Annotated in this window: 25 protein-coding genes; 12 read left to right on the top strand and 13 right to left on the bottom strand. The window is 64.9% G+C overall.

Translation table 11 applies throughout. The features are described from left to right. Window positions 1–277 precede the first annotated feature (277 nt). From WN73_RS09845 to WN73_RS09830, 4 genes are all read right to left on the bottom strand, one after another. Window positions 278–1,501, bottom strand: a complete 1,224-nt coding sequence (locus WN73_RS09845; RefSeq protein ID WP_271552796.1) for an ABC transporter substrate-binding protein — start codon at window positions 1,499–1,501, stop codon at window positions 278–280. A 405-nt stretch (window positions 1,502–1,906) separates the two neighbouring features. After that, window positions 1,907–2,836 carry an alpha/beta hydrolase gene (locus tag WN73_RS09840; RefSeq protein WP_271552547.1) on the bottom strand — a complete coding sequence of 310 codons (930 nt, stop codon included), beginning with the start codon at window positions 2,834–2,836 and terminating at the stop codon, window positions 1,907–1,909. A 109-nt stretch (window positions 2,837–2,945) separates the two neighbouring features. After that, window positions 2,946–3,440, bottom strand: coding sequence for a hypothetical protein (locus WN73_RS09835; protein ID WP_060909038.1), 495 nt, complete (start codon window positions 3,438–3,440; stop codon window positions 2,946–2,948). Between the two features lie 24 nt (window positions 3,441–3,464). Beyond that, window positions 3,465–3,860 (bottom strand): DUF3606 domain-containing protein, encoded by a 396-nt coding sequence (locus WN73_RS09830; protein WP_011090348.1) that lies wholly within the window; start codon window positions 3,858–3,860, stop codon window positions 3,465–3,467. A gap of 270 nt (window positions 3,861–4,130) precedes the next feature. Between WN73_RS09830 and WN73_RS09825 the strand changes: the two genes are divergently transcribed. Next, the gene (locus tag WN73_RS09825) at window positions 4,131–4,271 is read left to right on the top strand and encodes a hypothetical protein (protein ID WP_007597071.1); all 141 of its coding nucleotides are present in this window, start codon (window positions 4,131–4,133) and stop codon (window positions 4,269–4,271) included. Here WN73_RS09825 and WN73_RS09820 read toward each other — a convergent pair. The 3 genes from WN73_RS09820 to WN73_RS09810 are packed head-to-tail and all read right to left on the bottom strand — an operon-like array spanning window position 4,268 to window position 8,065. Then, on the bottom strand, window positions 4,268–5,854 hold the full coding sequence (locus WN73_RS09820; protein ID WP_271552543.1) for an ATP-binding protein: 1,587 nt from the start codon (window positions 5,852–5,854) through the stop codon (window positions 4,268–4,270). The genes WN73_RS09825 and WN73_RS09820 overlap by 4 nt on opposite strands. Continuing rightward, a complete protein-coding gene (locus WN73_RS09815) occupies window positions 5,851–6,555 on the bottom strand; it encodes a response regulator transcription factor (RefSeq protein ID WP_011090346.1) in 705 nt (234 codons plus the stop codon). Before WN73_RS09815 ends, WN73_RS09820 begins: the two co-directional genes overlap by 4 nt. Before the next feature lie 13 nt (window positions 6,556–6,568). Then, complete coding sequence (locus tag WN73_RS09810) at window positions 6,569–8,065, bottom strand: DUF4153 domain-containing protein (protein ID WP_271552542.1); 1,497 nt, start codon at window positions 8,063–8,065, stop codon at window positions 6,569–6,571. 189 nt (window positions 8,066–8,254) lie between these two features. Here WN73_RS09810 and WN73_RS09805 point away from each other — a divergent pair, with 189 nt between their 5' ends. Continuing rightward, window positions 8,255–9,598, top strand: a complete 1,344-nt coding sequence (locus tag WN73_RS09805) for a glycoside hydrolase family 3 N-terminal domain-containing protein (RefSeq protein WP_271552541.1) — start codon at window positions 8,255–8,257, stop codon at window positions 9,596–9,598. On the opposite strand, the gene WN73_RS09800 is transcribed toward WN73_RS09805, so the two are convergent. The 3 genes from WN73_RS09800 to WN73_RS09790 form a co-directional block, all read right to left on the bottom strand. Beyond that, on the bottom strand, window positions 9,595–11,217 hold the full coding sequence (locus WN73_RS09800) for an ABC transporter substrate-binding protein (protein ID WP_271552540.1): 1,623 nt from the start codon (window positions 11,215–11,217) through the stop codon (window positions 9,595–9,597). The genes WN73_RS09805 and WN73_RS09800 overlap by 4 nt on opposite strands. 94 nt (window positions 11,218–11,311) lie before the next feature. Next, the gene (gene hydA, locus WN73_RS09795) at window positions 11,312–12,766 is read right to left on the bottom strand and encodes a dihydropyrimidinase (protein ID WP_271552539.1); all 1,455 of its coding nucleotides are present in this window, start codon (window positions 12,764–12,766) and stop codon (window positions 11,312–11,314) included. A 96-nt stretch (window positions 12,767–12,862) separates the two neighbouring features. Further along, window positions 12,863–13,471, bottom strand: a complete 609-nt coding sequence (locus tag WN73_RS09790; protein WP_028173892.1) for a TetR/AcrR family transcriptional regulator — start codon at window positions 13,469–13,471, stop codon at window positions 12,863–12,865. 103 nt (window positions 13,472–13,574) lie between these two features. Between WN73_RS09790 and WN73_RS09785 the strand changes: the two genes are divergently transcribed. The 6 genes from WN73_RS09785 to WN73_RS09760 all read left to right on the top strand — a co-directional run bounded on the left by WN73_RS09785 (window position 13,575) and on the right by WN73_RS09760 (window position 17,827). After that, window positions 13,575–14,270 (top strand): PspA/IM30 family protein, encoded by a 696-nt coding sequence (locus WN73_RS09785; RefSeq protein ID WP_028173893.1) that lies wholly within the window; start codon window positions 13,575–13,577, stop codon window positions 14,268–14,270. Between the two features lie 40 nt (window positions 14,271–14,310). After that, window positions 14,311–14,586, top strand: a complete 276-nt coding sequence (locus WN73_RS09780; RefSeq protein ID WP_011090339.1) for a YiaA/YiaB family inner membrane protein — start codon at window positions 14,311–14,313, stop codon at window positions 14,584–14,586. 218 nt (window positions 14,587–14,804) lie between these two features. After that, complete coding sequence (locus WN73_RS09775) at window positions 14,805–15,869, top strand: amidohydrolase family protein (RefSeq protein ID WP_028173894.1); 1,065 nt, start codon at window positions 14,805–14,807, stop codon at window positions 15,867–15,869. 14 nt (window positions 15,870–15,883) lie between these two features. Then, complete coding sequence (locus WN73_RS09770) at window positions 15,884–16,996, top strand: amidohydrolase family protein (protein WP_028173895.1); 1,113 nt, start codon at window positions 15,884–15,886, stop codon at window positions 16,994–16,996. 7 nt (window positions 16,997–17,003) lie between these two features. Then, window positions 17,004–17,417, top strand: a complete 414-nt coding sequence (locus WN73_RS09765) for a Rieske (2Fe-2S) protein (protein ID WP_028173896.1) — start codon at window positions 17,004–17,006, stop codon at window positions 17,415–17,417. Between the two features lie 203 nt (window positions 17,418–17,620). Next, a complete protein-coding gene (locus tag WN73_RS09760; protein WP_027547442.1) occupies window positions 17,621–17,827 on the top strand; it encodes a hypothetical protein in 207 nt (68 codons plus the stop codon). 241 nt (window positions 17,828–18,068) lie between these two features. On the opposite strand, the gene WN73_RS09755 is transcribed toward WN73_RS09760, so the two are convergent. Beyond that, window positions 18,069–18,914, bottom strand: a complete 846-nt coding sequence (locus WN73_RS09755) for an SDR family NAD(P)-dependent oxidoreductase (RefSeq protein ID WP_028173897.1) — start codon at window positions 18,912–18,914, stop codon at window positions 18,069–18,071. 192 nt (window positions 18,915–19,106) lie between these two features. Between WN73_RS09755 and WN73_RS09750 the strand changes: the two genes are divergently transcribed. From WN73_RS09750 to WN73_RS09740, 3 genes are all read left to right on the top strand, one after another. After that, entirely contained in the window at window positions 19,107–20,603 is a 1,497-nt protein-coding gene (locus WN73_RS09750; RefSeq protein WP_028173898.1) for an aldehyde dehydrogenase family protein, read from the top strand. A 251-nt stretch (window positions 20,604–20,854) separates the two neighbouring features. Beyond that, the gene (locus tag WN73_RS09745) at window positions 20,855–21,982 is read left to right on the top strand and encodes an alkene reductase (RefSeq protein WP_028173899.1); all 1,128 of its coding nucleotides are present in this window, start codon (window positions 20,855–20,857) and stop codon (window positions 21,980–21,982) included. Window positions 21,983–22,163: 181 nt separating this feature from the next. Next, window positions 22,164–22,670, top strand: a complete 507-nt coding sequence (locus WN73_RS09740) for a GFA family protein (RefSeq protein WP_028173900.1) — start codon at window positions 22,164–22,166, stop codon at window positions 22,668–22,670. Here WN73_RS09740 and WN73_RS09735 read toward each other — a convergent pair. Continuing rightward, the gene (locus tag WN73_RS09735) at window positions 22,624–23,055 is read right to left on the bottom strand and encodes a TfoX/Sxy family protein (RefSeq protein ID WP_039187137.1); all 432 of its coding nucleotides are present in this window, start codon (window positions 23,053–23,055) and stop codon (window positions 22,624–22,626) included. The genes WN73_RS09740 and WN73_RS09735 overlap by 47 nt on opposite strands. Window positions 23,056–23,205: 150 nt before the next feature. Between WN73_RS09735 and WN73_RS09730 the strand changes: the two genes are divergently transcribed. Further along, entirely contained in the window at window positions 23,206–24,867 is a 1,662-nt protein-coding gene (locus tag WN73_RS09730; protein WP_271552535.1) for a thiamine pyrophosphate-binding protein, read from the top strand. Between the two features lie 163 nt (window positions 24,868–25,030). Here WN73_RS09730 and WN73_RS09725 read toward each other — a convergent pair whose 3' ends face one another. After that, complete coding sequence (locus WN73_RS09725; protein WP_028173902.1) at window positions 25,031–26,410, bottom strand: LLM class flavin-dependent oxidoreductase; 1,380 nt, start codon at window positions 26,408–26,410, stop codon at window positions 25,031–25,033. Window positions 26,411–26,558 lie beyond the last annotated feature (148 nt).

Here is a 26,558-nt window from a genome sequence, read left to right as displayed (position 1 = left end):
GTCCAATCGCTTAAATCGGTCTTCAACTCAAAACGAGCCGCCTTCAAACCCTAACTAGGCCAAATGCTCCCGCTGGGATGACGCGTCTCTCTTCAGCTTGTGGCGTTTGCGCCATAATACCGCGCTTTTGCTATCGGCGCCGCTCTGCACTCCGCCGCCAATCGCGCCTTAGGAGACTTGCAGGACTAATGTCGTTGGGTTTGCAATCGCGCATATTCCCCTTGTGGGGGAGGGCGGGGGAGAGGGGTAGCCCAGCAAAAGGTGCGCGTAAGTCAGTTCACCGCGCCGCGCCTTCCGTGAACGCCGTCTCGATCACATCACCAAAAGGCTGCCACGACCGGCCGTCGAACTGGACCAGCCGCATCTGCCTGATCGGCAGATAGCTGTCGGGCGAGGTGCTCATCCTGATGTTGGGCAGCGCGAGGGAAGGCTGGTAACTCTTCAGCGAAGCCGCCTGACGCATGATGTTCTCGCGCGAGACATCGTCGCCGCATTGCTTCAGCACCTTGGTCAGCGCCTCGGCCGCGGCGTAGCCATAGACTGCCGCGCTGTTGTTGGTGCTTTCGACCTGGTGGTATTTATCCATGAAGGCGAACCAGTCCTTCATGGCGGGATCGTTCTTCCATGCGGGATCGCTCGGATCCTTCAGGAAGGCGGCCGAGATCACGCCGGCCGAATTCTCGAGGCCCGCGGGCGCCATCGCATTGGCGATCGAGGCGGAGGCGTCGTTCACGATGAAGACCGGGCGCCATTTGAGCGACGCCGCCAGCTTGATCACCTGGGACGCCGTCGACGGCACGCCGAGAAAGACGAAGATATCGGCGCCCGCGCGCTTGAGGATCGAGACGTGCCCTTCGAGATGCTCGTCGTTGATGTCGAAGGCGATGTCGACGAGGATGTGACGGTTCAGATCGCCGAGGCCTTCCTGGATTCCTTTGTAGACCGTGCGTCCGAACTGGTCGTTCTGCCAGAGCACCACGATTTTCTTCCTGGGATAATAGGCCTGGATGTAGTTGGCGTAGATGCGTCCCTCCGACCGGAACGACGGCTGCCAGCCCATGGTCCAGGGAAACGCCTTGGCCTGGCTCAGCTCCTCGTCGCCGGAGGCGAGGAAAAGCTGCGGGATTTTCTTCTCGTTCAGATACCAGCGCGTGGCGAGATTCCCGGGCGTGCCGAACGAGCCGAACATGAGATGGACCTCGTCCTTCTCGACCAGATTGCGGGTCAGCTCCAGCGCGGCCGCCGGATCGGAATTGTCGTCGCGGGTGATGAAGCGGATCTTGCGGCCGTTGATGCCGCCGCGCGCGTTGATCATGTCGAAATAGGCGGCCTCCGCCGTGCCGATCGCGCCGAATTCCGAGAGCGGCCCCGAATACGGCATGACATTGCCGATGCGGATCTCGTTGTCGCTTGCCGGTTGTTCGGACCGTTGCTGGGACATCGCCCCGAGCGAAGCGAAGGCGACGATCACAATGAATAGCAGCCTGCCGGTGACGCGCATGCTCGACACCTTGTCGTTGGCCCCCAACGAGGTCGGCTCAGTCCGCACCAAGGCGAGTTGATCTACGTCAAGCGTTTGTCAAAGCTGTGGCTTGGTGGCGCACTTCAAAGCAGCGCAGCTGTTAGCGCGAACGAAAGCGGCAGGCGTGCTGACGCGCTGACAAACGAGGGAGTGTGCCGTGTGGCACCCCCCTCCCTAACCCTCCCCCGCAAGGGGGGAGGGAACGCACCTTCGTTGTGGCACGCGTTCGTTCTTATCAATTGCGACAATGCGGTGAGGCACAGCGTAGCGGCGCACTCCGCTGCGCTCCCTCCCCCCTTGCGGGGGAGGGCGGGGGAGAGCGGGGGAGAGGGGTGGCCCAGCAAAAGGCGGGAGCAATTAAAGCGCACCGCCGACAACTCCCCGCTACGGCAGCCCCCGCGCCTCCAACTGATGCACCAGCAGCAGCGTTGGTTCGGCAAGGCTGTCGCCGGAGCCGTCGAGGCCGAAGGCGGCGGCGATGCCGTTGCGGCTGCGCAGGATGGTGCCGCGCGGACAATGGCCGGCGCCGCAGAGCGTCTTCTTCAGGGTCTCGCCCTGTGCCACCAGCCTGGTGGAATCGTCCGCGGCCCAGGCCAGCACGATCGGCACGTCGACATTGAGAATGCCGGGGAAGACCGAGCGCTTGTCGTACTGGGTGGCGTCAGTGCCGAGATAGGCCTTCTCGTTGTCGCTGGCGTCCTTGCCCACGCGATAGATCCCTGACACCAGCACGACGCCCGCGACGTCGGCGCGGTCGGTCTGGAGCTCGGGATGCGCCAGCAGGGTGGCGACGTGAAAGGCGCCGGCGCCATAGCCGACCGCGACGATCTCGCGGGCATCGCCATTGAACAGGTCGATATTGCCGTGGACCCAGGACAGTGCCGCCGCCACGTCCGTCGCCCCGGCGGGCCAGCCTGCCGCCGGCGCGAGGCGATAGTTGACGCGCACCCCGATCATGTCGTTGCGCGCGGCAAAGCACATGATCTGGTCCTGGATCTGGCGCGACAGCTCCGGCGCCGCATGGTCGCCGGTGAAAGTGTCGCCCGCCACGAACAGCAGGACCGGCCGCGGCGTATCCGCCTTGGTCGCGCTGGTGGCGACATCGAGCACATTGGCTTCGCTCTCGCCGTAGCGCAGGCCGCGCGCGAAGGTGACCTGCTCGCAGAGCCGCGCGGTGCCGCCGGCGGTGGTGTCGTTGTCGGTCAGCCCGACGCGGACGAGATCGGATGGCGCAGCCAGCCGCGTCGGAACCGGACCATGCGCGGAAGCTGTCGAGACGGTCAGAACAAGCAAAAATGCGAGATAATTCTTCATGATGGTGCCGGGCCTTGCGCGCTCATATTGGCTCGCTCTTGGGGCCTGTCTTTTCAATTCGCCTTATTAGTTGGCTGGTCTTGAGGCGATTTGACGGCGCCCTCGGCGCTCAATTCCCCGGCTCGAATGTGCAATCCGCGCCGCTGCCGTCCTTCCGCCTGATCGCGTTGGGGTCGATCGTGCAGCTCAGCTTGGCGAGGCTCTCGAAATTCGATCCCGCCGCGCCGTCGGGCGGAACGCCGGCCAGCGCTTCCGTCGCGAAGATCTCGTTGGCAGTGGAGCCGTTCACGGTTTTCACCTTCTTGCCGAAGGTCACCTCGCAATTGCGAACGGTGATGTCGACATTGCCGGTGCGGCAGACGATCCGGTCGGCGGTCACCACAATGGCCTTCTTGTAGGGAATGTCGGCATTGGCGGCGAACAGCATCGCCACCGCCTTCTTCTCGGCGCCGGTGAGGTTCGGCGACAGCGGCGCGATCACGCCCGCGAGCGCCAGCGCCGCCGAGCCCGAGACCTTTGCGGGCGTGGCTGCGGAGGCGCCGGCGACGTGGGACGTGGCGGCAAGAACAAGGGCGCAGGATAGGATCGATCGGCCGGATTTCATCCCTGCCTCCATGGGCCCGAAATCTCAGGCGGCCTTCTTCCGTTTGACCGTTTTCTTCGCCTTCCTGGCCTTTTTTGCCGCCTTCTGGGCCGCGAGATACGCTTCCACCTTCTTGGCGGAATGGCCGGCTGCGGCCACGGCGGCCTTCAGCTTGGCCGGGGTGATCTTGAATTTCTTCGACCAGTAGCGGACCTCATAGGCCTCGCTCAGCGCGATCCGGCTCTTGTCGGAGGCGCGGTGCTTCTGGAGCTTGATGTAGGCCTCGACCTTCTTGGCGGAGTGGCCGACCTTCTTGACGGCGTATTTCAGCTTGGCCGGCGTCACTTTGAACTTCTTCGACCAATAGGCGACTTCGTATTTCTCGGTGAGCGCAATCAGGGCGCGATCGGCTCCGCCCCGCTTTGCCTTGTTGTCGGCCATGCTTCCCTCCTGCCGTGGACAGCGTCCAGTCTAGCATGCAACCGGATTTGGAAGGCAAGGCGCGGGGCACGCGGGAATTGCGCGGCGGGGACGTTTTGCACCGATGTGTCAGAAGGTTGTGCGGCGCGACCGGGCCGCGCGCCGGAGCGGGCTTTCTACTGTGCATGGGGTTGTTTTCGCGTCTTTGTGTCCCTCGCACGTCCGTGATGGAACCTTATCGCGGCTGGCGCGACTTATCCTTAGACACGCGGAGAAACGTGCGAGGCTGTCATGGCAGAGAAGCATACCGCCGATCCGGCAGAGATCATGCGGGCGACCGGTCACCCTGAGCTGGAATATGCCGCCGGCTGGACCATCGCCGGTCTCGTCACCATCGGCACCATCGTCGCCGCCTGGGTGTTCGCGATCTAGGCGACCGGAAACTGCAGCTCGAAAGCCGCGCCCTCGTCGGTCGGCTTCAGCCTGATCGAGCCGCCATGGCTCGCCATCACCGCGCGCACGATTGCCAGCCCCATCCCGGTGCCGCCCTGGTCGCGGCGGGTGGTGAAGAACGCGTCAAAGATCCTGTCACGGTTCGGCGCCGAGATCGGCTCGCCGTCATTGCTCACGGTCAGAAGCAGGGTCGTGCGCTCGTCCACCGCCTCCAGCCTGATTGTCCCAGCCTTGTGCCGCACCGCGTTGTCGGCGAGATGCGACAGCACGATCAATGCCTTCTCGCCGGACATGCCGATCGCCCGGTCGAGGCTGCCGCTGGCCTCGATGGAGCTTTCCGGAAACCTGTTCCTGAGGTCGGCGATGACGGGCGCAAGCTCGGTGCGCTCGTTCTGCGGCAGGCTTTCGGCGCGGGCGAGCTCGCGCAGCCGCTGCGCCATCGCCTCCAGCCGCTGGGTGTCGGACAGGATGTTGGCGATGAACGTTTTCTGCTCGGCCGGCGTCAGGCCCTCGGATTTGCCTTGAACCGAATCCTGCAACAGCTCGGCCGCGCCCTTGATCGAGGTCAGCGGCGATTTCAGCTCGTGGGTGAGGTGCGCCGAGAAGGTCGCGATGTAGTCGGAGCGCCGCGCCAGCTGCTCGGCCATGCCGAGGAAGCTGTGCGAGAGCTGGGCGAACTCGCGCGTGCCGTAGTGCCGCAGCGGCCTGAACGCCTCGCGGTCGCCGCGGCCAATTCTGGCGGCGCGGTCGATCAGCTCGCGCATCGGCAGCGTGATGGTGCGGGAGAACACGAGGCCGATCGCGATCGTGCCGAGGATCACGGCGAGCCCGGCCAGCACGAACTTAGCCCGCTCCTGGTAGAGATGGTCGAAGATGTTGCTCGGCGTCCGCGTGGTGTAGATCACCCCCGCGACGCGGTTGTTGACGATGACGGGCATCGCCGAGAACACGTGCACGCCGAGGCCGCGGCTGAAGGAATAGATCGGCGGCGGCGGCTTGTCCGGCACGCGGTTGCGCAAGGTGGCGCGATACTGCCCGTGCAGCGCGTCCGCGACTTCCTCGATATGGGCGAGCGACTGCCCGACCTCCTGGCGCCCGGCGATCACCACGCCCTGCGGATCGAGGATCCTGAAACCTGCCAGCGTCACCTTCTGGGTCTCGCGGATGATCGGCGTCAGCCTTGCGCCGATCTCGACATAGGCGGGCTGCGCCGGCCGGACTGCTGCTTGTGCGTCGGGCCGCCGGCGGAGCAGATCGTTGGCGGTGAGGTCAAGCGCGGGGCGGATCGGCGTGACCTGGTCGCCCGGATCAGGCAGCACGTTCGGCGGCACCTCGGCTCCGAGCGTCAGGCCACTGTCGAGCCTTGCCGCGACCTCCTGCACATAGATCGTCGCGAGCACGCGGCTCTGCGCGATCAGCTCGGCCTGGGTCTGGCGGATCAGCTGGTTGTCGTAGAGGCGGAAGAAGAACAGGCCGACCAGCGGCAGCACCGCGACGGTCGTCAGCACCGCGAAGATCACGAGCCCCAGCGACGGCCGCCATTTGTCGGGGGCCGCGCTCATGCCTCTTTCTCGCAGCGGCCGAGCTTGAAGCCGACGCCGTGGATGGTCTCGATGACGTTGTCGCAGGAAAGCGCCGCGAGCTTGGCGCGGATGTTGCGGATGTGGCTATCGATGGTGCGGTCGGAGACCTGGATGTTGAGTTGGTAGGCCGCGCGCATCAGCTGCTCGCGGTTGAACACCGAGGTCGGCCGGGTCAGGAACGCGCGCAGAATGCCGAACTCGATCGCGGTCAGCTTCAGCGGCGTGCCGGCGAACGACGCCACATGCTGCTCCGGATCGATCAGCAGGCCACCTTGCGCCAGCGCGCTCGGCCCGGCCTTGGCCTCGCCATTGCGCGGGCTGAGCCGGCGCAGGATGACGTTGACCCGCGCCACCAGCTCGCGCGGGCTGAACGGCTTTGTCACGTAGTCGTCGCCGCCGATCTCGAGGCCGAGCACGCGGTCGATCTCCTCGTCGCGCGCCGACAGGAACAGGATCGGCACGTCGGAGCCTTTGCGTATCTCGCGGCAGACGTCGAGGCCGTCGAACTCGGGCATGCCGACGTCGAGCACGATCAAATCGGGCCTGTCGGCGGCAAAGCGGGCGAGTGCCTCCTTGCCGTCGCGGGCCTCGATCACGTCCATGCCGGCCTTCTTCAGGGCGACCCGGATGACCTCGCGGATGTGGCCCTCGTCGTCGACGATGAGAATGCGATGCGCCAAGTAAACTCTCCGCTCACCGTGCCGGCTGGTTCTTCACCTGCGCCTCCAGCCTGCGCTGGAGCCGCCAGTTTCGAAAGCCCCAGCTCCGCCAGGCCAGATCCTGACGTTGCAGTTCTACAAGGCGGTCGCGGCGCGACACAAGGCAGCTCTCGGGGCTGCCGGGCCGCAGCAAGATCGCCTTGTCGATGGCGGGGAGCGCCTGTGGCCCAAGCGTCAGGAGATAGTTGATGTCGATCTGCACGCCGTTGCCCGATGCTTCCCGACTGTGGGCAACATTATAGTCGGCAATGAACGCATCGAAGTTCACCAGCGAAGCAGTATAGAGCACGATCGTTAACGCGATCAGATTGGCGCCGACAAGCCACCGGTTGGATTGGTCGAGCGCGATGCGGGCCACGATCAGGATCAGCCCGAGTGCCACCAGACCCATCCAGATGAAGGCCGCGATGCGCCAGTAGGTCAACGTGTAGACGTCTACGTAGAGGTCGAGGCGCAGGATGGAGGAGGCGACGAGCAGCACGTTCTGGCCCACCCAGAGATAGACCAGCGGTCGGATCACCTTCGATTTCTCAGCCGGTTCACCCGGGCGCATCGCCACCAGTACGAAGGCAGCAGCGAGCAGGGCGGTCGCGATCAGCGGGTAGGCGCCGCGATGGGCGTAGGCCGCATAAGTCATGTTCGCGGGCAGCGCGACGTGACCCCAGAGATAGATGCCGTCGAGAATGGACTGTGCCGCGAACAGCAGATTGAACAGGATCAGCGAGCGCAAGATCGCCGAGGGGCCCACGAACTCGGCCGGGACCAGGGGCGGGAGCGGCGGCGGCACCGGGCCATCGGCATCCGTCGTGGTAACAACTTTCCTCCGCCGCCAGCGCACATGGATGAACGGCCAGACCAGCGCCAGCATCGTCGTCCAGAACAGCACACGCGGGACGCTGACATATTCGAGGAGGATTTTTGGATTGAGCAGCGACACCCACTGCTCGATCACCGGATTGGCCGCCGCGAACAGCGCGACGAAGACGGTGCCGAGCGCCACCGGCAGCAGCCAGAGCGCGATGCCGCGGGTGAACGCCGACATGTTGAACACCTGGAGCGCGTCGAGGAAGAACCTGAAGGGACCGAGCAGGAAGAAATTGCGTAGCGCACGGGCACGCTCGGTGAACTCGGTCGTTTCCGGATTGGTCGCGACCATGAGCGCAATGGCCAGCGCCGTGATGAGGATCAGGAAGGACAGCGTGTTGAGCTCCTCGACGGCCGGCACGAGGCCGGCGACGAGAATGGCCGCAGCGATCATGGCGCGCCGCAGATCCAGGGCCGCATGATTGAGCAGCGCCGACACGCAAGCCATCGCGGTCGCAAACAGCGTGAGCGACAGTCCGATGCGCTCGCCATAGAACAGCCAGTCGGCGAGCGCAGCCAGCGCCAGCGCGCAGCCAAGCTTGGCTGGAATCGAGGAATGCCTGATCGGCTGGATGTCCGCTGCGATCGTCGAAGCCAGGCTCGTCATGTCCAAAAGACCTCTCGTTATGGGTAACGTCACGAAGTCTGAACAGCGTCTGTGCAGAAGGCGGGATCATCGTCTGCACGGTTTCAGGAGTCTTTTGCAGTTTTCGTGCAGGTGCGCTTTTGCCTCTCGCGCACCGCAAATCGCTTTGTTAGGTGCGAAGCATTCGCCACTCCTAGCGTGTGACGCATCATGCAATTCCTCCGCCGTATCGGTCTCATCCTGCTCTGGCTGGCCGCGCCTGTCGTCGCGTTCGCGGCCGCGAACAAGAACGATCCCTATCTGGTCCCGCTGCGCGGCGCCGGAAACATCGTGCTTGTCGTTGCAAGCATCGCGATCGTCATGCTTCTGCTTCGCAGAGGGCGGTGGCGCACCATGGCCGGCAAGCTTCTCGTCATGCTCTGGTGCCTGCCGCCGCTGCTGATGTCGGCAGCGCATCTGAAGTTCGAGTTGCGCAAGCACGATGTTCTCGGGGCCAGTGCCGCCGAGGCGCGCCAGCTCGGGCCTCACTTCATGGTCGGCTATTCCGCCTTTCCCGAGGTCGCGCGCCTTGCCGAGCAGGGATTGATCGGCGGCGTCTACGTCACCCGGCATAACATCCGGGGCCGGACCATCGAGGCGCTGCGCGCCGAGATCGCGGCGCTCCAGGACAAGCGGCGCGCTGTGGGGCTGCCGCCGCTGGTCGTCGCCGCGGACCAGGAAGGCGGGATCGTCGGGCATCTCGCGCCGCCGTTGACAAAGGTGCCGGCGCTCGCGACCCTCTCCTCGCTTGCCCCCGACGAGCAGCAGACCAAGGCCGAGGAGTTCGGCCGCATCCACGGCCGCGAGCTCGCCGGCCTCGGCGTCAATCTCAATCTGGCGCCGGTGCTCGACCTCAAGCCGCCGCAGAGGCGCAACCGCCTCGATTTCCATACGCTGATCGGCCAGCGCGCGATTGCGACCGATCCCGTCGTGGTCAGCACGATCGCAAACGCCTATGTCCGCGGGCTGGAAGACTCAGGCGTCGGCGCCACGCTCAAGCATTTTCCCGGCATCGGGCGCGTGCGCACCGACACTCATCATTTCAGTGCCAGTCTCAACACGCCGGTGAGGGAGCTGGAGGCAACCGACTGGCTGCCGTTCCGCGAGGTGCTTTCGCATTCGCATAGCGCGCTCATGGTCGGCCATGTCACGCTCACGGCCGTCGATCCCGATCGTGCCGCGTCGCATTCGAAGCGGGTCGTCCAGGGCATCATCCGCGACAAATGGAATTACCAGGGCATGGTGATGACCGACGACCTCGTGATGGGCGCGATCTACCAGAACGACGTCTGCAAGGCTGTGGTCGAGGCGATCAATGCCGGCGTCGATATGCTGCTGGTCGCCTATGACAGCGCGCAGTTCTACCGGATCTTTGCCTGCGCGCTGGACGGATCGCGGCAGGGCAGGCTCGGCGCGGCGATGCTTCACGCGAGCGAAACGCGACTGGTGCGGAGCTTTCCGACCGAGCAGGCGCGAGCCGCCTCAGGCCGCGTCCGCGTCGTCGATCGGCACTAGCCCTTCGCGAACTGGCGGTAGTCCGGCTCGCGGTGAAACCAGAACTCGTAGCCGGTGACGGCCTTCTGCATGGCGACGTCGTGGATCGGCTGGTTGAGCGGGATGACGGGAACGTCGCGCATGCAGAGCGCGATGAAATCCTTCACGCACCTGTCGTATTCCGCCGCATCCGTGGTGAAGCGTGCCTTGTCGATCAGCGCGTCCATCTCCTTGTTCTGGTAGGAGGAGATGTTGAAGATCGAATTGTTGCCGTGAAAATTCCAGTAGAAGTAATATTCGGGATAGTCCAGCCAGCCGCTGAAGCGGTTGAGGGCAATCGGCAGCTCCTTCTTGTTCAGCGTCGTGCGCCAGTTCGCGCCGGGGATTTTCTCGATTCCTGCCTTGATGCCGATCTTGGCGAGGCTCTCCTGGATCAGGATCGCGGTCGGCTCGCCGACGGTCGCCGTACCGGTGTCGAGCGACAGCGTCGTTTCCAGTCCGGACTCGAAGCCTGCCTCTTTCATCAGGGCCTTGGCCTTGTCGAGATCGGTGACATAGGGAAACGGCTGCGGCCAGACCGGCTTTGAGACATCGGCCGCGCCGCCATACATCGGAACGGCGCGTCCGAAGAAGGCGCTGCTCTGGATCTGCTCGTAAGGCATCGCCCAGGCGACGGCCTGGCGCAGCCTGGCATTGTCGAACGGAGGCTTTGCCGTGTTCAGCGCGACGTACCAGAGCGCGTTCGGGATCGGCACTCCTGATACCTTGACCTTGCCCTCCCTGATGATCTGCTCGAAATCGCGCGGCGCAAAGCCGCTGGAGATATCCGCATCGCCCCGCTCCAGCATCGCGCGCCGCGTGCCTGCGGAGGGGACGTCGCGCGCGATCACGCGCTTGACCTTCGGCAGCGGTCCGCTCTTCCAGTCGTCAAAGCGCGCCAGCACGGTCTCGCTGCCGGGCTTCCAGCTCTCGATCCTGTAGGCGCCGCCGCCGGCCTCGTTGGTCTTCAGCCAGGCCAGCGCCCACGGATCCTCGGGCGCTGCGTTCTTCTTGGCGAGCTCGGAATTGATGATGAAGGGCACGACCACCGCGACATTGAACAGCAGCATCTTGTCCTTGCGCACATAATCGATGCGGAAGGTGTGGTCGTCGACCACGACGAACTGCTCGGGCTTTTCCAGCGATCCCGCCGACATCTGGAAGGTCGGAAAGCCGCCGACCTTCACGGCGCGGTCGAACGACCATTTGACGTCCCTGGCCGTGACCGGCGCGCCGTCGTGGAATTTCGCATCCTTTCGCAAGCGAAAGGTGCAGGCCATGCCGTCGGCCGCGACCTCCCAGCTCTCGGCGAGTTCAGGCGCGAGCTTCTCGCGATCATAGGACACGGTCCCATCGGGCAGCGTCTTGGAGGCGTAGGTCAGCAGGCGATCGTAGCAATTCCAGGACAGGCCGTTCACGGTCTGGTTGGAGCCGACGCCCTGCATGTCCAGCGAGTTCGGCCCCAGCTCCTGCACCACCAGCAGCGTCTCGCTGCGTCCCTGCGCCCGGGCGAAGGGAGGCGCGACGGCCGTCATTCCGGCGATACCGAGGCCACCGAGCACGACGCTGCGACGGTTCATGTCGGAAGATGATGCGCTCATCGCGGCCTCCTTGAGAGAAAGTTGCGACATAAAGAGGCAAAGCGCGTGCCATCAACCGCGCTTCATGGCGTCGCATCCCGCGTGGATCGCGTTCTCAAGGCGTCACCGCTCCGCGTGCGACTGCGCGCGGGGCGGTCAGCTCTTTCCAGGTCGAATTCGCCACATGCACGGGCGAGAAGGCGGGGCGTTCGATGTAGCGGCCATCGCCTGCCTCGGCGCGCAGATCGCCATCCGTCCAGACGACGCGGCCGCGCGAGAGCGTCGCCGCCGGTCCGCCGGTGCAGGCAAAGCCTTCGAACACATTGTAATCGATCCGGCTCATCTGCCGCTTCGCGCTGATGCTCTTTGTCGCCTTGGGATCCCACACCACGACATCGGCATCCGAGCCGACCGCGACCGCGCCCTTGCGCGGATAGATGTTGAGGATGCGGGCGATGTTTGCCGAGGTCACCGCGACGAACTCCTCCTTTGTCAGCCGCCCCGTGGCGACGCCCGCGGTCCACAACAACGCGAGGCGGTCTTCGAGGCCGCCGGTGCCGTTCGGGATCTTCCTGAAATCGCCGAGCCCGAACCGCTTCTGCTCCGTGGTGAAGGCGCAATGGTCGGTCGCGACCACCTGGAGCGAGCCGGCTTGCAGGCCGGCCCAAAGACTATCCTGGTGTGACTTGTCGCGGAACGGCGGCGACATCACGCGCTGCGCGGAATGATCCCAGTCCTTGTTCTGATATTCGCCGGCATCGAGCAGCAGATGCTGGATCAGCGGCTCGCCATAGACGCGCTTTCCCGCCGCGCGCGCCCGCGCGATCGCCTCATGCGCCTCGCGGCAGCTGGTGTGCACGATATAGACCGGCGTGCCGGTCATGTCCGCGATCATGATGGCGCGGTTGGTGGCTTCGCCCTCGACCTCCGGCGGCCGCGAATAAGCGTGGCCCTCGGGGCCGGTGACGCCGCGCGCGATCAGCGCCTCCTGCATCAAGGCGACGACGTCGCCGTTCTCCGCATGGACAACAGGCATCGCGCCGAGATGGGCGCAGCGCGCGAACGAGTTGTAGAGCTCGTCATCATTCACCATCAGCGCGCCCTTGTAGGCCATGAAATGCTTGAAGGTGTTGATGCCGTAGGTTTTGACCACGGTCTCCATCTCGTCAAAAATCTGCTTCGACCACGACGTCACCGCCATGTGGAAGCCGTAGTCGCTGGCGGCCTTCTCGGATTTGTGCCGCCACTCCTGATAGGCCGCGAGCATCGACTGGCCGGGATCGGGCAGGCAGAAATCCACCACCATGGTGGTGCCGCCGCTCAGTGCCGCCTTGGTTCCCGATTCGAAATCGTCGGCGGTGACGGTGCCCATGAACGGCATTTCGAGATGGGTATGCGGATCGATCCCGCCCGGAATGACGTAGGCGCCGCCGGCATCGATGACCTCGGTGCCTGTGGGCGCCTCGAGCGACGGGCCCACCGCCACGATGGTCTCGCCGTCGATCAGCACGTCCGCACGACGCGAATGATCGTGATTGACGACGGTGCCGCCGCGGATGAGGAGGGGCATGAGAGACTCCGGATAGAGGTGAGGGGACGGCCCGAAGGCTAAGCGCACCACTCGCGATGCGACAGGCGAAATTTTAGTCAGCCGCCGCCGATCTTTTTACTCCGCCCGCGCGATCAGCCCGTCGATCATCGCGCGCACGAGGTTTGCGATCTCCTTGCGCAGCGCCGGCAGGGGAACGGCGACCAGTTTCTGCTCCAGTCCCAGCGCCACCATGCCATGCACGGCCGAGAACAGGCTGCGCGCGGTGATGCCGAGCTCTTCCTGATTGCGCTTGGGAAGCAGCAGCGCCAGCGGGTGGTAGATGTGGCGGAACAGCTGCAGCTGATCGTCGACGGACCAGTCGGGGAGGATCTTGTCGGCGGCCATGCGGTGCTCGAACAGCGCGCGCCAGAGTTCGAGGTTTTCGGCGGCGAAGTCGCAATAGGCAATGGCGATGCGGACCAGCGTTTCCTGCGGCGAGGGCTCCCCGGCGCGTTCCGCCGCGCTGAGCGCCTCATCGAGGCGATGCAGCGTGCGCGAGCCGACCCGCAGGACGAGCTCGTCCACGTCGGCGACGAGATTGTAGACCGCGCCATTGGCGCAGCCGATCTCGCGGGCCAAATCGCGGGTTTTCAGACCTGCCAACCCCCGCTCAGCGATCATCCGCTCGGCCGCCTGGATCAGGTCGGTCCGAAGTTTCGCTCGACGTTCCAAGGCCTTAGTCATCTGGAGTCAAATTCTTGAGCGTCGCTCAAATATTTATTGAACGATGTTCAATATTCCTGCTACAAAGCATTTGTGAGCAACGCTCATAAACAGGGAGCTGCAGATGTTCAAGACCGTCGTGACACTTTTCCGCGGCAGCGTGGCCGCCGCAGGCGAGGAGCTGGAGGACCGTACAGCCCTGCTGATCCTCGATCAGCAGATGCGCGATGCCGCTGCCGCGGTGGAGCGCAGCAAGCGGACGCTGGCGCTGGCGATCGCGCAGGACCAGCAGGAAGGCCGCAAGCTCGAGGCGACCCTCGCCCGCATCGCCGATCTCGAGACCCGCGCGGTGGCGGCGCTCGATGGCGGCCGCGAGGATCTCGCCAAGGAGGCCGCCGAAGCCATCGCGGGTCTCGAAGCCGACCGCGATGCGGCGATGACGGCACGCGCGCTGTTCGCAACCGAGATCGCGCGGCTGAAGCGCCACGTCGCGACTGCGCAGGCCCGCATCACCGAGCTCGATCGCGGCCGTCGCCTCGCCCGTGCCTCGGAAGCGGTGCGCTCGCTTCGCCGCAGCGGCATCGAGGCCGCACGTCCTTACGAATCCACGCTGCCGGAAGCGGAGAGCACCTTGAGGCGCCTGCGCGAGCGCCAGATGGAAGCCCAGGCCGCCGATGACGCGCTGTTTGAGCTCGATGCGGCCACCGGTCCGCTAACGACCGCCGAACGACTCGCCGAGCAGGGCTTCGGCCCCCGGCTGAAGACGACCGCGGACGACGTGCTGGCGCGGTTGAAGTCCAAGCACCAGCCGACTGCCTGAACTCAGATCCCATCATCATTCGAACCAACAGGAGACGACCATGAACCAGAACGGCCAGCCCCACAGCAGCGCCTGGGTGACCTTCACTTACGTGTCCTTCGCGGCTTCCGCCTTCCTCGTCGCAATCGGCATCTTCTTCCTGCCGATCGACCTCTGGATGAAGGGCTATCTCACCATGGGCGTCGCGATGCTGCTCCAGACCTGCGTCACGCTGACCAAGACCGTGCGCGACAATCACGAGAGCAGCCGGCTGATGAACCGCATCGAGGATGCCAAGGCCGAGCGCCTCTTGATGGAGGTTTCCAAGGCCGCTTGAGGAGAGAAGTGCGCAAAGGTTTGCAATCCGACGCGGTGGGTGCCAGAGCATCCACCGCGCGGCTGATCCACATATCGCGCCCGCGAAATGCAACCGAGCCATGACGGATCGCGCGGGCGCGCGCCCTTGCGTGGCGGCGCCGGCCGGCGCACTCTGCCCGGGCGGCGCGAAGAACGCCGCTAATAAAGACTGCGCGAGGAAACTCCGAGGAACCCCCAATGGCGGCGACGCGGATCGACTGCGACATCCACCCGGCCGTTGGTGGCACGCGCACGACGCTGCTTCCCTATCTCAGCGATCACTGGAAAGAGCAGGTGGTGAGCCGCGCCATCGATGGGCTCGATCTCACCTCCTATCCACCGAGCATGCCCCTTTCGGGCCGCGCCGACTGGCGGCCGGCCAACGGCGCCAAGCCCGGCTCCGATCTCGCCATGGTGCAGAAGGGCGCGTTCGACCAATTGGGTGCGAGCCACGCCATCCTCAACGTGCTCTACGGCGCGCAGGCCGTCTTCGACGCCTACATGGCGGCCGACTTCTGCAAGGCCATCAACGACTGGATCGCCGCCGAATGGCTTGCGCGCGATTCCCGCCTGCGCGCCTCCATCGTGGTGCCGATGCAGGCGCCGGATCTCGCGATCGAGGAGATCGAGCGCCGCGCCGGCGACAATCGCTTCGTCTCCATCCTGGCGCTAGCGCAGGGCGAGACGCTACTGGGACGGCGACATTTCTGGCCCGTCTATCAGCTCGCAGAAAAGTACAAACTGCCGCTCGCGATCCACGCTGGCACGCAATATCGCCAGGCGCCGAGCTCGGCCGGCTGGCCGTCGCATCGTTATGAATATTACTTCGTCGAGGCCCAGGCGTTTCAGGCGCAGATCCTCAGCCTGATCTATGAGGGGGTGTTCGGCAAATACCCAAACTTGAAGGTCGTGCTGATGGAGTCGGGCGTAAGCTGGCTGCCGGCCTTCATGTGGCGGGCCAACAAGACCTGGCGCGGCGTGCGCGTCGAGGTTCCCTGGGTCGAGCGCGAGCCGGCATCGATCATCCGCGACAATTTTCGCGTCACCATGCAGCCGTTCGATGCACCTAGCGACGCGAAAAGCGTCGAGGAGATCATCGACCAGATCGGTTCCGAAAAAATGTTCCTGTTCGCGTCCGACTACCCGCATTGGCAGTTCGACGGCGACGATCCAATCCCGCCGAATCTACCGAAGGGCATCATCGCGAAGATGTGCGTCGACAACCCGCTGGAGACGTTTCCGCGGTTGTCGCTCGCCAACTGATTTTGGAGGACAGCATGAGCGAAGTCATCGACCGTCCGCTGCGCGACGACGAGAAGCCCGCCGCGTCGCGGCTGCGCATCGTCGATTGCGACGTCCATCCGAGTCTTCGCTCGACCGACGATCTGAACGAATTCCTGCCGAAGCGCTGGCAGCAGCACCTGAAGGAATACGGCAGCCATCTGCGCACGCCCTATCTGTTCACCACGCCCTATCCGCGGTCCTCGCCGCTGATCGCGCGGCGCGATGCCTGGCCGCCGACCGGGGGGCCGCCCGGTTCCGATCTTGATTTCATGCGCAAGCAGCATCTCGATCCGCTCGACGTCGAGTTCGGCATTCTCCAGGTGCTCGATCTCTTCATCTTCTCGCAGCAGAACCTGGAGTTCGGCGCCGCGATCCAGCGCGCCATCAATGACTGGCAGCTGGCGTTCTGGTCGCACCGCGATCCGCGCCTGAAGGCCTCGATCCTGGTCGGGCAGGACGGCAACGAGCTAGCCATTGCCGAGATCGAGCGCTGCGCCAAGATCGGTGAATACATCCAGATCAACGTCTCGCCGCGGGCCAACGAGCCGCTCGGCCGCCGCCGCTACTGGCCGATCTACGAGCGCGCGCAGGCACTGGACTTGCCGCTCGGCGTCCATGTCGGCGGCTATGGCGGCCACGCGCCGACCGGCGGCGGCTGGCCGTCTTATTATGTCGAGGAGCACCAGTCGAACGCACACACCATTGCTGCGCAGCTTGCGAGCCTCGTCATCGAGGGCGTGCCGGAGCGCTTTCCAAAGCTGAAGATCGTCTTCATCGAGGGCGGCTTTGGCTGGATCCCGTCAGCGGTGTGGCGCATGGACCAGCATTTCGAGCGGTTCCGCAGCGAGGTGCCACACCTCAAGCGCAGGCCCTCGGAATACGTCCGCGAGCACTTCTGGTTCACGACCCAGCCGATCGACGAGCCGGACGAGGCCCGGCACCTGCGCGCGCTGATCGAATGGGTCGGCATCGACCGTCTGCTGTTCTCGTCGGACTATCCGCATTGGGACTTCGACGATCCGCGCTTCGCCTTCAAGACGCCGCTGACCGAGGCTGAGCGGAAGAAGATCTTCAGCACCAATGCCCGCGCGGTCTACAAGTTCTGAAACCAGCATGGCCCGCCACATCGTCGCCCGCACTTCCGAGATCCCGCCCGGCGGCAACAAGGTCGTCGACGTCGCGGGCCGCGACATCGTTGTGTTCCACGTCAACGGCGAGTTCTTTGCGCTTCTGAACCGCTGCCCGCACGAAGGTGCCCCGCTGGACAAGGCGGCCTGCGTGGCGCGGCTGACCTCGCCCGAGCCGGGCATCTATCAGCGCTCTCGCGTCGGCGAGATGCTGCGCTGTCCCTGGCACGGCTGGGAGTTCGACATGCGCAACGGCCAGTCCTGGTTCGATCCGAAACGCGTCAGGATCAGGTCATATCCGGTCGCGGTGGAGCGGGGCGACGAATTGCAGAAGGGCCCGTATGTTGCCGAAACGTTTCCGGTGCATGTCGAGGACAGCTATGTGATTGTCGAGGTCTGAAGTCATACACCGTCATTCCGGGGCATTTGCACAGCGAATGAACCCGGAATCTCGAGATTCCCCGGTGCGCAAGTGCGCACCTGAGGTCTGGTCCTGCGGACCAACCCGGAATGACATGTTGATAACGCCGCGATCACCATCACGGATTGTGATTCCGACGCAGGTGCGATAAGCCTCGCCCGCATTCATGGCGGAGATGAGCTTTGTCCAAACAATCCCTGCGAGAGGAGGCCGAGCGCCTGATCCGCGAATCGATGGAAAAGAAGACCATCGTCGTCAAGCAGGGCGATACCCGGATCGAGGCGGTCTGCGGCAAGTGCGGCGCCCCGAACCGGGTGCAGGCGCCAAAGGGCCAGAGCCGCGTCAAGTTCGCCTGCAAGAATTGCGGGCATCAGCAAGAGACGCTGTAGGCTTCTTAACCTCTCCCCGCCCTTCCGCGGGGAGAGGTCGGATCGCCCTCGGCGATGCGAAGCATCGTCCGACGCGATCCGGGTGAGGGGCATGGCACTGAGTCGCAGCGACAAAAGTCTCTCCGACTCCACGGCCACCCCTTGCGAAATCCCTTCAATAGCTCAGACCGCAGTTTGCGTAAGCAGCCCCTCGCCCCACCCTCTCCCCGTAAGAACGGGGAGAGGGAGTGAGAGAGCGCGCCTAGCCCCCCTTCACGAACTTCGCGAACGCGTCCGCATAGTCCGGGTGCCAGCGCGACAGCGGGGGCCGGTTCTCGACGATATCGCCGGCGGCCCAGAGCATGCGCTTTTCGTCGAGGGCGCGGGGCACGTCGTTGTCCGGGCACAGGATGTAGAAATCGCCGGCCTCGAGCCGCGCGATCATGAAGTCGACGGTCTGCTCGGGCGTCCAGGCTCCCGCCGGCTTCTCGGTGCGGCCCTTCGCGGTCAGCCCCGTGAAGACGAAGCCGGGAACGAGCAGATGCGCCGTGATGTGGCAGCCTTCCGTGTTGCGCAGCTCATGCTGGAGCGCTTCCGTAAAAGCCTTCACGCCGGCCTTCGAGACATTGTAGGCGGGATCGCCGGGCGGCGTGGTGATGCCCTGCTTCGAGCCGGTGTTGATGATCAGGCCGGCCTTGCCGCGCGCGATCATGTTGGGCGCGAAGATGCGCGAGCCGTTGATGATGCCCCACATGTTGACGGCGATGATGCGCTGCCAGTTATCGGGCTCGCCGAACAGCGTGCTGCCGGGCTGGATGCCCGCATTGTTCATGAGGATATCGGTACCGCCGAAATGCGCGCCGACGGCGTGTTCCAGTTCCTTCACGCTCTCGGCGCGGCTGACATCGACGACGAATGTCATCACATGTGTGGCGGCGGTGACGGATGACAGTCTTGTTGCGGCCTCCTGCAGTCGCGCCTGGTCGACGTCGGCGATGCACACCTTCATTCCCGCGCGTGCGAAGGCGATGGCGGCGGCGAGGCCGATGCCGGATGCGCCCCCGGTGATCACGGCGACATTGCCCTTGGCGATGACAGGATGCGACATGGCTCATTCTCCGGGGAGCGGCGTCAAGTTCGGTCGAGCTATAACATGGCGTTCACGCGACCCTGCACAAGTCGGCATGGGAGGTCTTCGTTCCTCGCCGCCTTTACGCCTTTCCGGCACCGCTGTATCCTTTCTCGCCCAACGATCCCGCCGAGATCGAACCCAATCAATCACCTGACAGGGAGTGCAGCCATGGCTGTGTCGCAGGCTATTCCGATCACGCGCCACCCGTTCGCCAATGGGTCCTACAAGCAGATGCTGATCGACGGGAAATGGGTCGATGCCGCCTCCGGCAAGCGCTTCGAGACCCACAATCCCGCGACCGGCGAACTGCTCGCAACCGTCGCCGAGGGCGACAAGGAAGACATCGACCGCGCCGTTGCCGCCGCCCGCCGCGCCTTCGAAGGACCCTGGAGCAAGGTCAAGCCGTTCGAGCGGCAGAACCTGCTGCTGAAGCTTGCCGATCTCGTCGAGAAGAATTTCGACGAATTGTCGCAGCTCGACACGCTCGATATGGGCGCGCCGCTCAGCCGCACCCGTGCCTATCGCCTCCGCGCCGTCGGCATGCTGCGCTATTACGCCGGTCAGACCACCGCGATCCATGGCGAGACCATCGAGAACTCGCTGCCGGGCGAAATCTTCTCCTACACGCTGAAGGAGCCGATCGGCGTCGTCGGCGCCATCATCCCCTGGAACGGCCCGCTCACCGCGACGATCTGGAAGATCGGCCCCGCGATCGCCACCGGCTGCACCGTGGTGCTCAAGCCCGCCGAAGAGGCGCCGCTGACCTCGTTGCGCATCGCCGAGTTGGCGATGGAGGCAGGCATTCCGCCCGGCGTCGTCAACGTCGTCCCCGGCTATGGCGAGACCGCGGGCGCTGCGCTTGCCTCGCATCATGACGTCGACAAGGTCGCCTTCACCGGCTCGCACGTCACGGGACAGTCGATCATCCGCGCCTCGGCCGGCAACCTCAAGCGCGTCTCGCTCGAGCTTGGCGGCAAGTCGCCGGACATCGTGTTCGCGGACGCCGATCTCGATGCCGCCGTGCCCGGCGCCGCGATGGCGGTGTTTGCCAACTCCGGCCAGATCTGTAGTGCCGGCACGCGCCTGTTCGTCGAGCAGTCGATCTACGAGGAGTTCGTCGGCCGCGTCGCCGAGTTCGGCAAGAAGCTGCAAGTCGGCAATGGTCTCGATCCCAACGTGCAGATCGGCCCGCTGGTCTCCGAGCAGCAGCTCGAGCGCGTCACCGGCTATCTCGACATCGGCCAGAAGGAAGGCGCGCGCGCGCTCGCCGGCGGCGGCCGCGTCACCGAAGGCGCGCTGTCGAAGGGTTTCTTCGTCTCGCCGACCGTGTTCGCGGGCGTCCAGGACAATATGCGCATCGCGCAGGAGGAGATTTTTGGCCCCGTCATCTCCGCCATCGCGTTCAAGGACATGGACGAACTGGTCAAGCGCGCCAACAACACCACGTTCGGCCTCGGCTCGGGCCTGTGGACGCGCGACGTCAGCAAGGCACACGCGGTTGCGAAGAGCCTGCGTGCCGGCTCGGTGTGGGTGAACTGCTACCAGGCGATGGATCCGGCTGTGCCCTTCGGCGGCTACAAGATGAGCGGTTACGGCCGCGAGTCCGGCAAGCAGCACGTCGAGGAGTATCTCAACGTGAAGGCCGTCTGGATCAAGACGGCGTAGCGTGGTTCCCGCGTTCGCGGCGCCACTTTGCCTCTCCCCGCTTGCGGGGAGAGGCCGGAATGCGCGCGTAGCGCGGATTCCGGGTGAGGGGCAGTTTCCGCGAGTCCAGCTCTCACCATTTTCGTGGAGGCGGCCCCTCACCCCAACCCTCTCCCCGTAAGAACGGGGAGAGGGAGACCGGGCAGCATCTTTTCAGGCCGTCTCTTCCTCTTATATGATCCGCATCCTTCCATAGCCACTTTGGGGCCAGCATGAAATTTCCGGCGTTGTTCAATCCGTTGCAGGTCGGTCCGTACAAGCTGGCGCATCGCGTCGCGATGGCGCCGCTGACGCGCATGCGCGCCGAGCGCGACAGCTTTTCGCCGCGGCCGCTCAATGCCGAATATTACGGCCAGCGCGCGACGCCGGGCGGCTTGCTCATCGCCGAAGCCTCGCCGGTGCTCTCGCACGGCCGCGGCAATCCGGCGACGCCCGGCATCTATTCGGAGGCGCAGATCGCCGGCTGGCGCAAGGTGACGGATGCCGTGCATGCCAAGGGCGGCATCATCTTCCTCCAGCTCTGGCATGTCGGCCGCGTCTCGCATTCCTCCTTCCATGGCGGTGAGCTGCCGGTCTCGGCCTCGGCGATTGCGATCAAGGCCGAAGGCATGAAGGCGATGACGGCCGAAGGCAAGATCGCCGATTACGAGACGCCGCGCGCGCTGGAGACGGACGAGGTCAAGGGCATCGTCGAGGCGTTCCGGCAGGGCGCGAAGAACGCGCTCGCCGCCGGCTTTGACGGCGTCGAGATCCACGGCGCCAACGGCTATCTGCTCGAGCAGTTCCTGCAATCGCGCAGCAACCAGCGCACCGATCAATATGGCGGCGGAATCGAGAATCGCGCGCGGCTTCTGCTCGATGTCACGCAGGCCGCGATCGACGTCTGGGGTGCAAACCGCGTCGCCGTGCGGCTGTCGCCGCACGGTATCGCCAACGATTCCGGCGAGCCCGATCCGATGCCGCTCTACACCCATGTCGTGAAGGCGCTCGACAAGCTCGGTCTTGCCTATCTTCACTTCATCGAGCCGCGCTCCAGCGGCGCCGGGCGCGCCGACGTCCACTGGGAGAATGTACCGTCGGCGATGGTGCTGTTCCGTCCGCTCTACAGCGGCGTGCTGATGACGGCCGGCGGGTTTACCGGCGAGACCGCGAATGCGGCGATCGCCGACGGCCATGCCGACATCATCGCCTTCGGCCGTATCTTCATCTCCAACCCCGATTTGCCGCGGCGCCTTCGGCACGATTATCCGATCACGCCTTACAATCGGGCCACGTTCTACGGCGGCGAGGAGAAGGGGTATACGGATTATCCGGCGTATGACGAGCTGACACCGGCGTAGTCTCCCTCAGTCATTCCGGGGCAACGCTCGGGACCGCGCGAAGCGCGGCCCGGGAGCGTCGAGCCCGGAATCCATCCCGCCTCTGAGTACGCAGCCCGATGGATTCCGGGCTCGCGACTTCGTCGCGCCCCGGAATGACGATCGTGTATTGTCGCCTCTGCAACGACGACGGAGAGAGACGATGGCCAAAGCCGCAGCCGCCGCAGGAACCGCCACCGGTCAATGCCTCTGCGGCAAGGTCACCTTCGAGATCGACGTTCCCGCGCGCTGGGCCTGGCACGATCATTCCGCCAGTAGTCGCCGCGCCCATGGCGCGGCTTACGCGACCTATGTCGGGAGCTGGAAGAAGCGCTTTCGCATCACCTCCGGCAAGACCGCGCTCACGCGCTACGAGGACAAGGCCACCAAAACCGCGCGCAGCTTCTGCTCGCATTGCGGCACGCCGATCGCCTACGAGCGGCCGCGCGGGCCCCACATGGTCAACATCCCCCGCGCGCTGTTTAGGGAGCGCACCGGCCGCCAGCCGCTCTATCACATCGCGATCGAAGAGCTCCAGGAATGGGCCTATACCGGCGAGCCGCTGGTGCCGTTGAAGGGCTTTCCCGGTGTGGTCTGGCAGCGCTCGAAAAAGAAGAAGCGCGCTAGCGGCGAAGACCCTTTCGAGCTCGGCCGCGAGGAGGTGCTTTAGCCTTGGCGGCGACCTCGGTCTTCGCCGAAACAGCCTTCCGTGGCGTCGCTTTGCGTCCCGCGGTATTCGCCGCCACGAAGTCGAGCCCGCGCTTGACCCATTTTTTCAGCTCGGCATCGCCCTGATAGCCGTCCGGCGCGACGCGGACAAAGCCGCTCATGATGCGCCCGCGCATTTCCATCGGGCTCGTATGCGGCTCCTGCAGCATGCGTGCATGCGCTTCCGGGCCGACGCGGATCAGCATGCCGCCGCGCCCGCTTACGGTGCAGCACATGGTGTTGTTCACCATGAAGCAGAGGCCGCCCATCATCTTCTTTTCCGCGACGTATCGCTGACCCGCCAGTAATTTGCGCACCCGCGCCGCGGTGTTCTCGTCATAGGCCATCGCGTCTCCCCGTGCAGGTTTACGCCCGAGCATGGTCCCAGCTTGCGCGCGCCGACGCAAGTCTGCCATGACGGCGCTTCCTTGCGTGCCTCGGCCAAGTTCGGCCATCATGCCTCCGTCCTTGCGGCAACGCCCGCTTCTGGAGGAAACATGAAGAACAAGATCACCGGCCGTTCCGCTTTTCTCGCGCTGCTCAAGGACGAGGGCATCACCCATCTGTTCGGCAACCCCGGCACCACCGAGCTGCCGATCATGCATGCGCTGAAGGACCACCCTGATCTCACCTATGTGATGGCAATGCAGGAGAGCCTGGTGGTGGCGATCGCCGACGGCTACAGCCGTGCCTCCGGCAAGCTCGTCGCCTGCAACGTCCATGTCGCGCCCGGCCTCGGCAACGCCATGGGCTCGCTCTACAACGCCCAGTTCACGGGCACGCCGATGATTTTGACCGCGGGCCAGCAGGAGCAGGGCCACGGCCTGATGGAGCCGGTGCTCTACGGCCCGCTGGTGCGCATGGCCGAGCCGCTGGTGAAATGGGCGGTCGAGGTGACGCGGCTGGAGGATCTGCCGCGCATCGTGCGCCGCGCCGCCAAGGTCGCGATGACGCCGCCGACCGGGCCGGTGTTCATCTCGCTGCCCGGTGACATCCTCAACAGCGAAGCCGGCATCGATCTTGGCCGCTCCACCCGCATCGACACGCGCACCAAACCGTCGGACGAGGCGCTGAAGGCCTTTGCCGCGCGGCTGCTCAAGGCCGAACGTCCTGTCATCGTCACCATGGACGAGGTGGTCAAGAGCGACGCGCTGAAGGAGGCGGCCGAGCTCGCCGAGCTGCTCGGCGCTGCCGCCTATCAGTCCTCGACGCCCTATGGCTCGCACTTCCTCTCGGAGAGCCCGAGCTTCGTCGGCACGTTGGCGCGGGTGCAGAAGGTCGCGCGCGACACGCTCGCGCCCTACGACCTCCTGATCGCGCTCGGCGGCGATCCGCTGCGGATGTCGGTCTATAGCGAGGTCGATCCGCTGCCGGATGGATTGCCAATTCTCCAGGTCGGCCTCGTCGACTGGGAGATCGCCAAGAATTTTGGCGCGGAGATTGCGCTGAAGGCGGACGTCAAGGAAACGCTGCGCGCGCTGATCCCGGTGCTGAAGGAGATGGGCGGCGCGGCACTGGCGCAACGCGCCAGGCAGCGTCTCGCCGAGCTTGCGCCGAAGAACTGGAGCGCGCGCCGCGCCGCGCTGGTGGAGCAGATCGGCAAGAGTGCGGGCCGCAACCCCATCGATCCGGACTATCTGGTGCTGCAAATGACAGAGGCCATGCCCGGCAACGCCATCCTCGTCGACGAAGGCCTCACCTCCAGCCGCCAGATCACGAACCTGCATCCGCACCGCGATCGCTTCGGCTATCACGGCCTTGCATCCGGCGGCATCGGCTGGGGCCTGCCGGCCTCGGTCGGTGTCAGCATCGCCAATCCGGATCGTCCCGTGGTGTGCTTCTCCGGCGACGGCAGCGCGATGTATTCGATCCATTCGCTCTGGACGGCGGCACATCACAAGCTGCCGCTCAACGTCGTCATCGCCAACAATGGCGGCTATCGCATCATCAAGCAGCGCCTGCTCGCCTTCCATGGCGACGACAATTATGTCGGCATGGATTTCATCGATCCGCCGGTGGATTTCGCTGGGGTCGCGAAGGCATTGGGGTGCGAGGCGATCAAGATCAGTGACCCAAGCGAGCTGAAGGCGACGCTGTCGTCGGCGTTTGGCCGGCCGGGGACGAAGCTGATCGAGGTAATGGTGGACGGGAAGGTGTAGGGGAGATGTCACCTGAGGTGCTAGTGCTCGCCACATTCTCAGTCGTCATCACCCGCGAAGGCGGGTGATCCAGTATTCCAGAGGCGGCGGTGATGGAGTCGAGACGCCGCGGCGTACTGGATGCCCCGGTCAAGCCGGGGCATGACAGCGCATGTAGTGGCGCCTACACCGTCTTCCCCACCCGATACCCCGCCGCCGGATGCGGCGTGTCGAGCCTTGCGCGCCCCGCACCGAACAGCTTCTCCCGCAACGTGCCTTTCGCATACTCCGGCTTGTACCGTCCGCGCCGCGTCAGCTCCGGTACCAGCATGTCGGCGATGTCCTCGAAATCACCGGGCGAGATCGCGAACGCCACGTTGAGGCCGTCGACGTCGGTCTTCTCGAACCAATCCTCGATCTTGTCTGCGACGCTCTCCGGCGTGCCCACCACGACCGGACCGGCACCGCCGATGCCGACATGCTCGATGACGTCGCGCACGGTCCAGACGCGGTCGGGATCACCGCGGGTGACGTTGTCGAGCGCGCTGCGGCCGGCATCGTTCTGGACGTGCCGGACCTGCTGGTCGAGCTCGTAGCCGGAGAAGTCGATGCCGGTCCATCCCGACATCAGGGCCAGGGCGCCTTCCGGGCTGATATGCGAGCGGTAGTCGGCATATTTCGCCGCAGCTTCAGCCTCCGTGTTGCCGAGGATGATCGTCATCATGTTGAACATGAGGATCTCCGCCGGATTGCGGCCGAGTGCGGCAGCCTCCTGGCGGATCGCGGAGACGCGCGGCGCGATGATCTTGGCCGACGGTCCCGACATGAACACACATTCGGCGTGACGCGCCGCGAACTGGCGGCCGCGCGGCGAGGTGCCGGCCTGGTACAGCACGGGCGTGCGCTGCGGTGACGGCTCGCTGAGGTGAATGGTGTTGTTGATGCGATAGTTCGCGCCCTCGTGATTGACGCGATGAACCTTCGCGGGATCGGTGAAGATGCCGCGCGCCCGGTCGCGCAGCACGGCATCGTCCTCCCAGCTTCCTTCCCAGAGCTTGTAGACGACCTCCATATATTCGTCGGCGATGTCGTAGCGGTCGTCATGTCCGGTCTGCTTGTCCTTGCCGGCGCCGCGGGCGGCGCTGTCGAGATAGCCGGTGACGACGTTCCAGCCGATCCGGCCCTCGGTGAGATGGTCGAGTGTCGACATCCGCCGCGCGAACGGGTAGGGCGGTTCGAAGGACAAATTGCTGGTGACGCCGAAACCGAGATTTTGCGTCACCGCCGCCATCGCCGAGAGCAGGAGCAACGGCTCGTTCGACGGCGTCTGTGCTGCATTGCGCAAGGCTGCGTCAGGGCTGTTGCCATAGACGTCGTAGACGCCAAGCACGTCGGCCAGGAACAATCCGTCGAAACGGCCGCGCTCCAGCGTCCTGGCGAGATCGAGCCAGTAAGGCAGGCGATTATATTCGGCGGTGCGGTCGCGCGGATGGGTCCACAGGCCCGGCGACTGGTGGGCGACGCAATTCATCGCAAAGGCGTTGAGCCTGATCTGCTTGGCCATATTGGTCCCCCGGCGCTCTGTACCGAGCGCTCTTCGAATGATAGACGTGCGCCCCAACTTGGCGAAGTTCTTGCATATAACTTGCACTTGGCAAGGCCAAAATCAGCAGCACTGCTGCCCTTGGCAAGCCAATCTCAAGCGAGCAAGA

The organism is Bradyrhizobium sp. CCBAU 45394, from assembly GCF_028128655.1.
GTDB classification, from domain to species: Bacteria; Pseudomonadota; Alphaproteobacteria; order Rhizobiales; family Xanthobacteraceae; genus Bradyrhizobium; species Bradyrhizobium diazoefficiens.
The sequence above is the reverse complement of the archived record's forward strand: the minus strand, read 5'-3'. Positions and strand labels throughout refer to the sequence as shown.

Coding starts and splice junctions, on each gene's coding strand:
- WN73_RS09765 (WP_028173896.1), top strand. CDS start 17,004: ATGGCCCGCCACATCGTCGCCCGCACTTCCGAGATCCCGCCCGGCGGC.
- WN73_RS09730 (WP_271552535.1), top strand. CDS start 23,206: ATGAAGAACAAGATCACCGGCCGTTCCGCTTTTCTCGCGCTGCTCAAG.
- WN73_RS09805 (WP_271552541.1), top strand. CDS start 8,255: ATGCAATTCCTCCGCCGTATCGGTCTCATCCTGCTCTGGCTGGCCGCG.
- WN73_RS09845 (WP_271552796.1), bottom strand. CDS start 1,501: ATGCGCGTCACCGGCAGGCTGCTATTCATTGTGATCGTCGCCTTCGCT.
- WN73_RS09775 (WP_028173894.1), top strand. CDS start 14,805: ATGGCGGCGACGCGGATCGACTGCGACATCCACCCGGCCGTTGGTGGC.
- WN73_RS09770 (WP_028173895.1), top strand. CDS start 15,884: ATGAGCGAAGTCATCGACCGTCCGCTGCGCGACGACGAGAAGCCCGCC.
- WN73_RS09785 (WP_028173893.1), top strand. CDS start 13,575: ATGTTCAAGACCGTCGTGACACTTTTCCGCGGCAGCGTGGCCGCCGCA.
- WN73_RS09820 (WP_271552543.1), bottom strand. CDS start 5,854: ATGAGCGCGGCCCCCGACAAATGGCGGCCGTCGCTGGGGCTCGTGATC.
- WN73_RS09755 (WP_028173897.1), bottom strand. CDS start 18,914: ATGTCGCATCCTGTCATCGCCAAGGGCAATGTCGCCGTGATCACCGGG.
- WN73_RS09840 (WP_271552547.1), bottom strand. CDS start 2,836: ATGAAGAATTATCTCGCATTTTTGCTTGTTCTGACCGTCTCGACAGCT.
- WN73_RS09735 (WP_039187137.1), bottom strand. CDS start 23,055: ATGGCCTATGACGAGAACACCGCGGCGCGGGTGCGCAAATTACTGGCG.
- hydA (WP_271552539.1), bottom strand. CDS start 12,766: ATGCCCCTCCTCATCCGCGGCGGCACCGTCGTCAATCACGATCATTCG.
- WN73_RS09750 (WP_028173898.1), top strand. CDS start 19,107: ATGGCTGTGTCGCAGGCTATTCCGATCACGCGCCACCCGTTCGCCAAT.
- WN73_RS09835 (WP_060909038.1), bottom strand. CDS start 3,440: ATGAAATCCGGCCGATCGATCCTATCCTGCGCCCTTGTTCTTGCCGCC.
- WN73_RS09825 (WP_007597071.1), top strand. CDS start 4,131: ATGGCAGAGAAGCATACCGCCGATCCGGCAGAGATCATGCGGGCGACC.
- WN73_RS09810 (WP_271552542.1), bottom strand. CDS start 8,065: ATGACGAGCCTGGCTTCGACGATCGCAGCGGACATCCAGCCGATCAGG.
- WN73_RS09745 (WP_028173899.1), top strand. CDS start 20,855: ATGAAATTTCCGGCGTTGTTCAATCCGTTGCAGGTCGGTCCGTACAAG.
- WN73_RS09725 (WP_028173902.1), bottom strand. CDS start 26,410: ATGGCCAAGCAGATCAGGCTCAACGCCTTTGCGATGAATTGCGTCGCC.
- WN73_RS09800 (WP_271552540.1), bottom strand. CDS start 11,217: ATGAGCGCATCATCTTCCGACATGAACCGTCGCAGCGTCGTGCTCGGT.
- WN73_RS09740 (WP_028173900.1), top strand. CDS start 22,164: ATGGCCAAAGCCGCAGCCGCCGCAGGAACCGCCACCGGTCAATGCCTC.
- WN73_RS09780 (WP_011090339.1), top strand. CDS start 14,311: ATGAACCAGAACGGCCAGCCCCACAGCAGCGCCTGGGTGACCTTCACT.
- WN73_RS09830 (WP_011090348.1), bottom strand. CDS start 3,860: ATGGCCGACAACAAGGCAAAGCGGGGCGGAGCCGATCGCGCCCTGATT.
- WN73_RS09790 (WP_028173892.1), bottom strand. CDS start 13,471: ATGACTAAGGCCTTGGAACGTCGAGCGAAACTTCGGACCGACCTGATC.